Here is a 12,308-nt window from a genome sequence, read left to right as displayed (position 1 = left end):
TTATCAGCAAAGGATATTCAGATTATAGTGCCACTACCGGCATATCTAACATCCACGCTTTTAAATGGAATCATTATTAAACCTAAAGTTATGAAAAACCTTAAAAAATTATTTGTTATCGTACTTGGAGTATCTGCTGTTCAGTACGCTCAGGCCCAATCAGCCAAAATGAGTGAGCCCGTTGGCTATAGACTCGGAAACGGAATGAACATTATCATTTCTGAGAACAGCCGTTCACCAAAAGCTTACTCTAGTTTTACTTTGGATGCCAAGGCCTTCGAAGGAAAAAAAGATGGAATAGTGGAGTTGTTCAACGCTGTGTTAAATGAAAACACCGGTAAAAGCCCGAACATCAGTTTTAAAGACAATAGCGGCAGATTGGCTACTTCCAGTACTGATTTTGATAAAGATTTAGCCCTAATGGCTTCATTAATCCGAAATGCAGTTTTAGATCAAAAAGATTTCAACGCAGCAAAAGCTAAGTTGATTGCCAGTTTAAAATCACAAGATTATGATTACGATCAAACTGTAAACGAAAAATCTGTCAATGCCCTGTCGTTGGAAGATATTAAAAATTTTTATGACCGGATTTCTCCGGAAAAAACTTTTTTAACTATCGCTGGAGATATAGACTTGAGTTCTGCCAGATCATCAGCTAAAAAGGCCTTTGGAAACTGGAACAAAATGCAGGAAACTGCTTTAGCTTTTTCAAAATAATATCGGATTAATTTTAAGCCCTTTGATTGGTTTCAAGGGCTTTTTTTGTTCCGAGAACCCCCAGAACATACATTGGTCCACAGCGTGCTGATCAGTGATCCAGTTTTCAATAAATGCCAAAATGCTCTTTTATTGGGTTAGCAGCGTAAGGACCCGGCCCGAAGTAAAAGCGGCGAGTGAGCCGCAGAGCAATCATCCCGGTTGCGCTGGATGACCCATTGGTAAGCTGTAGCGTGCGTGGAAAGGAATAATCGGAAAATGGTGGGATACAATATCAAAATTGTAAATAACCAAGCCGCAGAGAGCAATGGCAGCAAAATATTACAGATTAATCAACATGAGGGCTCATCAGTTTATAGGCTGACCGAAATCCATTTGTGTATTCTGAAAGAACAACTTTTACAGTCTTAATAAACACTACACATATGAAAAGCCGATGTTTATCTATTTTTTTTCTGATTTTATTGGGGACAGGCCCATTACTTTATGGTCAGATGCCCCCCCAGGCTGGCAGGGCATGCTTCTATCCTTCATTTGGTCAGATCTATCAGCAAGCATACCTGGGCAGTACAACTGTTTTTATCTACGACAACGGAAACGGGCCGTACAGCTTTCTTGCTTGCTCTAACAAGACGGTATTACAGGCATCCGGTAGCTGCATGGTCAGAATTCCCGATGGTCAGCCACAGGGCGGTAATACCTATCCTGGTCAGCTGTTCACCATCAACCAGGTGATTCCATGTCCTTTAGATCGCAATATTTCATTTTTGGCGATAGTTCTGGCAGCGTTTGGGGTGATATCGATAAGGCAGAGGTTTAACACTGTCTGAAATACTGATACTGCTTTGTAACTGGTTCCTGGGGGCGTTAGCCCCCTTGAAGCATCGATAATGTAAAAGATAGTTAACTGTCCAGGTTCGACGACCCTTGGGAAGCTGAATGGTTTTTTTTGATAAAATTTAAATGGGAGCTAATATCTAATAAATTAGTTTACATTTGACCGATACGCTCCCTCAATCTCTTCTCCTTTTTATTTCGCAATAAAAAAGTTAAGGCTGTCTGCTTAGCTTATTCCCTCTGCATTAATATGCCTCAAATGCATATTGACTTTTGTGTACCATTAATAATAATTATAATGATAAAATTCTACTTAACCTTTGCCATTCTATTTATTTCATGTACTTGCATCGTTAACGCGCAAGTGGGAATAGGTACTACAACTCCTCATGCAAGTGCGCAACTGGAGATCGTTTCAACTAATAAAGGCTTTTTACCCCCAAGAGTAACACTAGCGAATAGACCAGCATCTCCTGCAACAGGCCTTTTGATTTTTCAAACTGATGGCGTCGCCGGCTTTTATTATTACAACGGTACCGCATGGGTAAATTTTAGCGCACTAACTGCACTTTCTGCCAATTTGAATACCAACACCCAAACGCTATCATTTGATGGATCTATAAGCGGTTTAAAGATGGTTAATGAAGGTGGTATGACGGTTTATGGAGTAAGAAATTCTTCACTTTCTACTACGCCTGATTTAAATTTTCAGTTAGACAAAGCAGGAGGTCTTGTTCTTAGAGGGGTTTTAGGTACAGGTACTATACCTGCAAGCGGGTCTGGTGAACGTATGATGTGGCATCCATATAAAGGTTCGTTTAGAGCTGGGGGTGTTGGCATTGGTGTTGATAGTTGGGATGAAACTTATAATGGTTTTTATTCCGTAGCTTTTGGTTTCAATACCAAAGCATCGGGTAACTATACTACATCAATTGGTTATGCAAATAGCGCAATGAGTGCTTATGGCATTGCAATGGGTTATACCAGCATTTCGCATGGTACCTGCGCTGTAGCAATAGGTTACAGATGTACTGCAAATGCAGATTATGCAATGGCTTTTGGACAACGTGCTTCTGCAGCTGGATTTAGCGGAACCATGGTTATGAGTGATGCATCTAATACAGACAGTTTGCGAGCTTCAGCAATTAATCAGTTCAATGCGAGATATGCAAATGGATATAGATTGTATACCAATGCGACTAAAACGGTAGGTGTGAGTTTAGCTGCAGGTGGAAATTCATGGGCAGCAATCTCAGATTCTACTAAAAAAGAAAACTTTATTAAACCAAATCAAGAATATTTCTTGTCAAAACTAAGCCAATTGCGTATCGGTTCATGGAATTATAAAGTTCAAGACAAAAGTGAGCGTCATTATGGTCCAATGGCACAAGAGATTTTTTCGGCATTCGGCAAAGATGAATTTGGAAAAATAGGTAATGATACTACGTTGGCATCAGCTGATATGGATGGGATTATGATGATTATGTTGCAGGGATTAGAAAAAAGGTCTACAGAACAGCAAGTACTCAATAAACAACTAACAGAAGAAATTGCTGCAATAAAAACAGAAAATTCATCACTCCAACAACAGCTTGCTAAAGCTATTGATGTTAAAAAAAATCAGGATGCCATCCAATCGCAAAATGCAGTGATAGATCAACAATCCAAAAAAATTACAGAGTTAACAGCCGAAGCAGTCGAATTAAGAAAACTTAAAGAGCGTCTCGACTCGTTAGAGAAACTTTTAACTTCCACAGCGAAGTAATACGTTAGGCAGGCTCTCTCAAAATGGGAGGGCAATTAATTACTATGTAATGAAATTGGAATGAAAAGTTGTTATAAATTAATAATTTTATTCCTCATAAGCTGCTTCTTTTTTATTGATGCAAACGCACAACTAAAAGCAGGTACAGAGGGAATACACATAAAAACAGGAACGATACTATCTACAGACGGTTTAGTATTAACGCCGTCGGCTGATCTTACCATATCTGCACTTAGTATAGATAAATCAGTCACTCCTGTGGTTGGTACTGTTGGTTCCGGAATAAATAGAACATATACCTTTAGTGCACCACTTGTTTATTCGGGAACGTTTAGACTTTACTATTTGATAGGCGAATTAAATGGTAACACCGAAAACTTACTGCAGTTGGTTCATAAGCCAACTAGTATTGCAAGTAGTTATATCGTTAGCTCGGGTTCAACGATAAATGCAACGACTAAGTATATTGAGAATTCATTTACGGGTACATCATTTACCACGTTATCTGCCAGTGATCCAGCAAATTTTGCGGTTGCTATCTCTACCAATGCCAACTTATCGGCACTGGTATTAAGTGATGGAACACTTTCGCCAACTTTTGCGCCTGCAACGCTAAGTTATACCGCTTCGGTTGCTAACAGTGTGACGTCTGTTACTGTAACTCCAATTCGCGAAGACGCTAATGCGACTATCACCGTTAATGGAGTAACCGTTGTTAGTGGAAACGAATCCGGAGCAATTGCTTTAGCTGTAGGAAGCAATACGCTTACAACAGTTGTTACCGCACAAGATGGAACTATAACAAAAACATATACAACAACGTTAACACGTTTAGCCGCCGCTCAAACTATTACGTTTAATGCACCTTCGGCGAAAACGTATGGCGACGCTACTTTTACCTTGCCCGAAACAGCAAGCTCTGGATTAACAATTAGCTATGGCTCTAACAATACAGCAGTTGCTACCATTAGTGGAAATGTAGTAACAATTGTTGGCGTAGGTACTGCGAAAATAACGGCAAGTCAGGCCGGAAATTCTAGCTACAGTGCAGCAATTCCTGTTGAACAGAATCTTATTGTCAATAAATTAACCGTGGCAGTTACGGCCGCGGTTAAAGCCAAATCGTATGGCGATGTGGATCCTGTATTGACCTATACTTTTGCTCCGGCGTTGGTTACTGGTGATTCGTTTAGTGGAGATATTAGCCGTGCTGTTGGCGAGAGCATTGGTAGCTACGCTATTGGTCAGAACAATCTTGCATTAAGCCCAAATTATACATTAACCTATACAGGTGCCAACTTAGTGATCGATAAGAAAACGATTACGGTTACCGCTGAGGTAAAAAATAAGACCTATGGCGATGCCGATCCTACATTGACCTATACTTTTGCTCCGGCATTGGCTACGGGCGATGTGTTTACGGGTAGTTTAACCCGTGCCATGGGAGAGAACGTTGGCAGTTATGCTATTGGACAGGGTACGTTATCTTTAAGCTCAAACTATACCCTGACTTATACAGGTGCAGATCTTGTAATTGGCAACCAAACCATTACGGTTACGGCTGCTGCAAAAGCTAAGACGTATGGCGATGCTGATCCTACATTGACCTATACCTTTGCTCCGGCATTGGCTACAGGCGATGTGTTTACGGGTAGTTTAACCCGTGCCGTAGGAGAGAACGTTGGGAATTATGCTGTTGGACAAGGTACATTAGCTTTGAAATCAAATTATACACTTAGCTATGCGGGCGCAGATTTGGTAATTGGTAAACGTACCATTGCAGTTACTACAGTTGCTAAAGCTAAAGAGTACGGTGATGCCGATCCTACATTGACCTATACCTTTGCTCCGGTATTGGCTACTGGTGACTCGTTTACCGGTAATATTAGCCGTGCGGTAGGAGAAAGCGTTGGCAGTTATGCCATAGGCCAGAACAATTTGGCGCTGAGCTCTAACTATGCCTTAACCTATACGGGTGCTGACTTAGTGATCGGCAAAAAAACGATTACGGTTACCGCTGAGGCGAAAACCAAGACTTATGGCGATATGGATCCTGTATTGACCTATACTTTTGCTCCGGCATTGGCTACAGGCGATGTGTTTACGGGTAGTTTAACCCGTGCCATAGGAGAGAGCATCGGAAATTACGCTATTGGACAGAACAATTTGGCACTGAGCCCTAACTATACCTTAACTTATACGGGTGCTGACTTAGTGATCGGAAAAAAAACGATTACGGTTACCGCTGAGGCGAAAACCAAGACGTATGGCGATGTGGATCCTGTATTGACCTATACTTTTGCTCCGGCATTGGCTACAGGCGATGTGTTTACGGGTAGTTTAACCCGTGCCGTAGGAGAGAGCATCGGAAATTACGCTATTGGGCAGAACAATTTGGCACTGAGCCCTAACTATACCTTAACTTATACAGGTGCCAACTTAGTGATCGATAAGAAAACGATTACGGTTACCGCTGAGGTAAAAAATAAGACCTATGGTGATGCCGATCCTACATTGACCTATACTTTTGCCCCGGCATTGGCTACAGGCGATGTGTTTACAGGTAATTTAACCCGTGCCGTTGGAGAGAACATTGGCAGTTATGCTATTAGACAGGGTACGTTATCTTTAAGCTCAAACTATACCCTGACTTATACAGGCGTCAACCTAGTAATCGATAAGAAAACGGTTACGGTTACAGCCGCTGCAAAAGCTAAGACGTATGGCGATCCCGATCCTACATTGACCTATACCTTTGCTCCGGCATTGGCTACTGGTGATTCGTTTAGTGGAGATATTAGCCGTGCTGTGGGCGAGAGCATTGGCAGTTATGCTATTGGGCAGGGTACTTTAGCCTTAAGCACAAACTATACCTTAACGTTTAATATTGCAGATTTAGTAATCGGTAAGAAAACGGTTACAGTTACGGCTGCTGCGAAAGCTAAAACGTATGGCGATGCCGATCCTGTATTGACCTATGCCTTTGCTCCGGCCCTGGTTAGGGGCGATTCGTTTACGGGCAGTTTAAGCCGCGCAGTAGGAGAGAACGTTGGGAATTATGCTATTGGACAGGGTACATTAGCCTTAAGCACAAATTATACACTTAGCTATACAGGTGCAGATTTGGTAATCGGCAAAAAAAGCATCATAGTTACAGCGGTGGCACAGAATAAAGGTTATGGCGATGCCGATCCGGCGCTTACCTATACTTTTAGTCCTGTATTAATAATAGGCGACAGCTTCAGTGGAAGCATGACCAGGACGGTTGGTGAAAATCTTGGCACCTATGCGATTGCACAGGGTACATTGGCACTTAACGGCAATTATACCTTGACTTATGTTGGTGCAGATCTTACCATTGGCAAGAAAACGGTAACGGTGACCGCTGTAGCGAAGAGCAAAGCCTATGGTGATGCCGATCCGACATTGACCTATACTTTCGCTCCTGCATTGCAGACAGGTGATAGCTTTACGGGATCCTTAAGCAGATTGCCTGGTGAAAACGTTGGCACTTATGCCATTAATCAGGGAACACTTGCATTGAACGGCAACTATACTTTAACCTATATCGGAGCTGATCTAACGATCGGCAAGAAAACAGTTACGGTAACCGCGGTAGCGAAAAACAAAGCTTATGGCGATGTCGATCCGGCACTGACCTATACTTTTGCCCCGGCGTTAGCAGGTACTGATACTTTTACAGGATCATTAACCAGGGCAGCCGGTGAAAACGTGAGTACCTATGCCATAAACCAGGGTACACTTGCATTGAACGGCAACTATACTTTAACCTATATCGGAGCTGATCTAACGATCGGCAAGAAAACAGTTACGGTAACCGCTATAGCGAAAAGCAAAACCTATGGTGATGCCGATCCTACTTTAACTTATACTTTCGCTCCGGCGCTACAGGCTGGCGACAGCTTCAGCGGCTCTTTAAGCAGGGCAGTCGGTGAGAATATCGGTACCTATGCAATCGGCCAGGGCACACTTGCCCTTGACGGGAAATATATCATAACTTACGTTGGTGCTAACCTGACCATCGGCAAGAAAACAGTCACGGTAACAGCGGCAGCGAAAAACAAAACCTATGGTGATGCAGATCCTGCTTTAACCTATACTTTCGTTCCTGCATTGCAAACAGGTGATAGCTTTAGCGGAAGCCTGACCAGAACAGTTGGTGAAAACGTAGGTACTTATACGATTAACCAGGGTACACTAGCCTTGAACGCTAATTATACCTTAACTTATGTTGGTGCTGATCTGACCATCGGCAAGAAAACAGTCACGGTAACAGCGGCAGCGAAAAACAAAACCTATGGTGATGCCGATCCTGCTTTAACCTACACTTTCGCTCCTGCATTGCAGACAGGCGATAGCTTTAGCGGAAGCCTGACCAGAACAGTTGGTGAGAATATTGGTACTTATGCCATTAACCAGGGTACACTAGCCTTGAATGCTAATTATACCTTAACTTATGTTGGTGCTGATCTGACCATCGGCAAGAAAACAGTCACGGTGACAGCAGCAGCGAAAAACAAAACCTATGGCGATGCCGATCCGGCATTGACCTATACGTTTGCTCCTGCATTATCAGGTACTGATACTTTTACAGGATCATTAATCAGGACAGCCGGTGAAAACGTTGGCACTTATGCCATTAATCAGGGTACACTTGCATTGAACGGCAATTATACTTTAACCTATATCGGAGCTGATCTAACGATCGGCAAGAAAACAGTTACGGTAACCGCGGTAGCGAAAAACAAAGCTTATGGCGATGCCGATCCGGCATTGACCTATACGTTTGCTCCTGCATTATCAGGTACTGATACTTTTACAGGATCATTAACCAGGGCAGTTGGTGAAAACGTGGGTACCTATGCCATTACCCAGGGTACACTTGCATTGAACGGCAACTATACTTTAACCTATATCGGAGCTGATCTGACCATTGAAGCGAAAACCGTAATAACGGTAACCGCTATAGCGAAAAGCAAAACCTATGGTGATGCCGATCCTACTTTAACTTATACTTTCGCTCCGGCGCTACAGGCTGGCGACAGCTTCAGCGGCTCTTTAAGCAGGGCAGTCGGTGAGAATATCGGTACCTATGCAATCGGCCAGGGCACACTTGCCCTTGACGGGAAATATATCATAACTTACGTTGGTGCTAACCTGACCATCGGCAAGAAAACAGTCACGGTAACAGCGGCAGCGAAAAACAAAACCTATGGTGATGCAGATCCTGCTTTAACCTATACTTTCGTTCCTGCATTGCAAACAGGTGATAGCTTTAGCGGAAGCCTGACCAGAACAGTTGGTGAAAACGTAGGTACTTATACGATTAACCAGGGTACACTAGCCTTGAACGCTAATTATACCTTAACTTATGTTGGTGCTGATCTGACCATCGGCAAGAAAACAGTCACGGTAACAGCGGCAGCGAAAAACAAAACCTATGGTGATGCCGATCCTGCTTTAACCTACACTTTCGCTCCTGCATTGCAGACAGGCGATAGCTTTAGCGGAAGCCTGACCAGAACAGTTGGTGAGAATATTGGTACTTATGCCATTAACCAGGGTACACTAGCCTTGAATGCTAATTATACCTTAACTTATGTTGGTGCTGATCTGACCATCGGCAAGAAAACAGTCACGGTGACAGCAGCAGCGAAAAACAAAACCTATGGCGATGCCGATCCGGCATTGACCTATACGTTTGCTCCTGCATTATCAGGTACTGATACTTTTACAGGATCATTAATCAGGACAGCTGGTGAAAACGTTGGCACTTATGCCATTAATCAGGGTACACTTGCATTGAACGGCAATTATACTTTAACCTATATCGGAGCTGATCTAACGATCGGCAAGAAAACAGTTACGGTAACCGCGGTAGCGAAAAACAAAGCTTATGGCGATGCCGATCCGGCATTGACCTATACGTTTGCTCCTGCATTATCAGGTACTGATACTTTTACAGGATCATTAACCAGGGCAGTTGGTGAAAACGTGGGTACCTATGCCATTACCCAGGGTACACTTGCATTGAACGGCAACTATACTTTAACCTATATCGGAGCTGATCTAACGATCGGCAAGAAAACAGTTACGGTAACCGCTATAGCGAAAAACAAAACCTATGGTGATGCCGATCCGGCATTGACCTATACGTTTGCTCCTGCATTATCAGGTACTGATACTTTTACAGGATCATTAATCAGGGCAGCTGGTGAAAATGTTGGCACTTATGCCATTAATCAGGGAACACTTGCATTGAACGGCAACTATACTTTAACCTATATCGGAGCTGATCTAACGATCGGCAAGAAAACAGTTACGGTAACCGCTATAGCGAAAAACAAAACCTATGGTGATGCCGATCCGGCATTGACCTATACGTTTGCTCGTGCATTATCAGGTACTGATACTTTTACAGGATCATTGACCAGGTTGCCTGGTGAAAACGTGGGTACTTATGCCATTAATCAGGGAACACTTGCATTGAACGGCAACTATACCTTAACCTATGTGGGAGCCAACCTGACCATTGGCAAGAAAACAGTTACGGTAACAGCGGCTGCGAAAAACAAAACTTATGGTGATGCCGATCCTGCTTTAACTTATACTTTCGCTCCGGCATTGTTGACAGGCGATAGCTTTACTGGATCCTTAAGCAGGGCTGCCGGTGAAAATGTGGCTACCTACGCCATCAATCAGGGAAGCCTGGCATTAAACGGCAATTATACACTGACTTACATAGGAGCTGACCTGACGGTAAACAAAGCAGTTCTTACTGTTTCGGCAAACAATGCATCAATGTGCCAGTCAGATGGTTTTCCAACATTTGGTGTGAGCTATAGCGGCTTTAAATTGGGAGATACTGAAAATGTATTAAGCACTAAACCAACAGTAAGCACTACTGCCAACAGAAATGTTGCAGGCACTTATGTTCTTGTTCCAGCAAATGGTGCATCGGGTAATTACAGTTTTGTTTATGTGAACGGTACACTGACCATCAATGCACTTCCTTCGGTAAACATTGTAAGCAGCAAAGGTACGGAGATCAGTAAGGGTGAAACCACAGTATTGACCGCCAGCGGTGGAACCGGTTATAGCTGGTCAACAGCCAGTGGAATTATAAGCGGGCAGAACACGGCAACGTTAACCGTCCGTCCGTCACAGACCACTACTTATACTGTCCGCGTAACCAATGCCAGTGGATGCAACAGCACAGGGGCGATCACCATTACAGTGGCCGAAGATTATAAACTTGTGGCTACGAATATCCTGACACCTAACGGTGACGGGGTGAATGATACCTGGACCGTACAGAACATTGATATGTACCCCAGCAACGAGGTGAGGATATTTGACCGTGGAGGCAGGGAAATGTACAATAAAAAAGGATATGACAACAGCTGGAACGGTACGGCCGGAGGAAGCGATCTTGCTGAAGGTACCTACTACTATATCATTACCTATGGCCCTGGCAAACTTGTTCAGAAGGGATTTATCACGATTATCAGAAACCGTTAAGAAAAATGAAAAGCATGAAAACAAAAATATTGATACTGGCTGCTCTGATCGGGTTTTCGAATGTAAAGGCCCAGACCAGCCCGTTGTTAAACCAGTATTTCAACAATACTTACCTTGCCAACCCGGCAATGGCCGGCTATAAAGAAGGGGCCGAAGTAGACCTTGCCTTCCGTTCCCAGTGGAACAATATCCCCGGTGCGCCGCTGGTTCAGAACCTTAGCGCCACCTATGGATGGGAAAGGGTAGGCGTAGGGCTGAACCTGAACCTGGATAAGGCCGGCCTGCAGAGGCAGACGCGTATCCTTGCAAGTTATGCCTATCACCTTCCGCTGAGCCCTTCCGCCAGACTGCACTTTGGCCTGTCGGCAGGTTTTATGAACCAGCGGATAGACATGCAGGACCTGATCGGCAATCCGAACGATAACCAGATAGGTGCATACAATACCGATCACAAAACCTATTTTGACGGGGATTTTGGTACAGGAGTGACAACCGAACGTTTCAACATCGATTTTGCACTGGTAAACCTGAAAAACTATTTCAAGAAGGATAATTTTAAACTTGTCAATACGCCGGTTGTCTACGCCTCGGCGGGCTATAAGATACATCTAGGTGAAAACCTGATCCAGCCGAAGGTAGCCTACCGTTCCTTTACCGAGATAGCGGATATTGTTGATGTCGGTGGACAGTTGGGCATCGCCAACCAACAGGTACTCTTTACGGCCATGTACCATACCAGTAAGGCTGCAAGTTTCGGTGTTGGGCTGCATTATAAAAAGAAATACATAATCAATACAGCCTATACCACACAGACCGGGGCATTAAGCGGATATACCGCAGGAAGTTTTGAGATCAACCTGGGGATTAATTGGTAACCGGGCTCGATATGTGAATAAGGAAGAAGAGGCTATTTTGAAACGAAAAAAGCCTGCTATCATACGATTTTCAGGCTTTTGTTGGTTTTTGAAACCATTTTGGCGGAGAGTGTGTATCCAGGCTCGTGGCTTATGGTCAGCCCAAGGTTTTTAAGTTGTCTGATATTAATTTTCAGCCATTCCTTTTCTTTGCCGGTTATAGATGCGAGGTCCGCTGCCCTTAATCTGGGATGCTGCTGCTTGATGGCCAATAATACAGTCTTCGTCCAATATCCCTGCTTGCTGAACTGATCAAGCCGGTTGATCTTGCGTTTTAAGAATACAAGCTCATATTCATTTAATACGGTTTTCACCCTCAGCGCCAAACGTGGGTCTTCCGACCTGTACCTGACACGGATTTTGTAGATAGTGCCAATAGCAGCCTCCTGAAGTATATCTGCTAAGGTTTTTAAATCAGGGAACCCCGCATTTTCAGCATCTTTACCTGTGATTGCAGAAAGTGCCGTTTCAGAAATATCAACCACTTCTATCACGCCGACGCTGGTTTTTATCACGCTGCCCCGCTAAATGGA

The 12,308-nt window shown here is 43.6% G+C and carries 6 protein-coding genes; 5 read left to right on the top strand and 1 reads right to left on the bottom strand.

Annotation, left to right across the window (positions count from 1 at the left end):
* Positions 1 to 90 precede the first annotated feature (90 nt).
* From ACN9MR_RS13345 to ACN9MR_RS13325, 5 genes are all read left to right on the top strand, one after another.
* Entirely contained in the window at positions 91 to 717 is a 627-nt protein-coding gene (locus ACN9MR_RS13345; RefSeq protein WP_426330159.1) for a hypothetical protein, read from the top strand.
* 425 nt (positions 718 to 1,142) lie between these two features.
* Positions 1,143 to 1,547 (top strand): hypothetical protein, encoded by a 405-nt coding sequence (locus tag ACN9MR_RS13340; protein WP_426330158.1) that lies wholly within the window; start codon positions 1,143 to 1,145, stop codon positions 1,545 to 1,547.
* Between the two features lie 305 nt (positions 1,548 to 1,852).
* The gene (locus ACN9MR_RS13335; protein WP_426330157.1) at positions 1,853 to 3,319 is read left to right on the top strand and encodes a tail fiber domain-containing protein; all 1,467 of its coding nucleotides are present in this window, start codon (positions 1,853 to 1,855) and stop codon (positions 3,317 to 3,319) included.
* A 60-nt stretch (positions 3,320 to 3,379) separates the two neighbouring features.
* On the top strand, positions 3,380 to 10,861 hold the full coding sequence (locus ACN9MR_RS13330) for an MBG domain-containing protein (protein WP_426330156.1): 7,482 nt from the start codon (positions 3,380 to 3,382) through the stop codon (positions 10,859 to 10,861).
* Between the two features lie 14 nt (positions 10,862 to 10,875).
* A complete protein-coding gene (locus ACN9MR_RS13325) occupies positions 10,876 to 11,736 on the top strand; it encodes a PorP/SprF family type IX secretion system membrane protein (RefSeq protein WP_426330155.1) in 861 nt (286 codons plus the stop codon).
* A 59-nt stretch (positions 11,737 to 11,795) separates the two neighbouring features.
* Here the strand turns inward: ACN9MR_RS13325 and ACN9MR_RS13320 are convergent, their stop codons facing one another.
* Entirely contained in the window at positions 11,796 to 12,290 is a 495-nt protein-coding gene (locus ACN9MR_RS13320) for a hypothetical protein (protein ID WP_426330154.1), read from the bottom strand.
* Between the last annotated feature and the right edge of the window lie 18 nt (positions 12,291 to 12,308).

This window comes from Pedobacter sp. R-06, from assembly GCF_049913135.1.
In the GTDB taxonomy this organism is placed as follows: Bacteria; Bacteroidota; Bacteroidia; order Sphingobacteriales; family Sphingobacteriaceae; genus Pedobacter.
The sequence above is the reverse complement of the archived record's forward strand: the minus strand, read 5'-3'. Positions and strand labels throughout refer to the sequence as shown.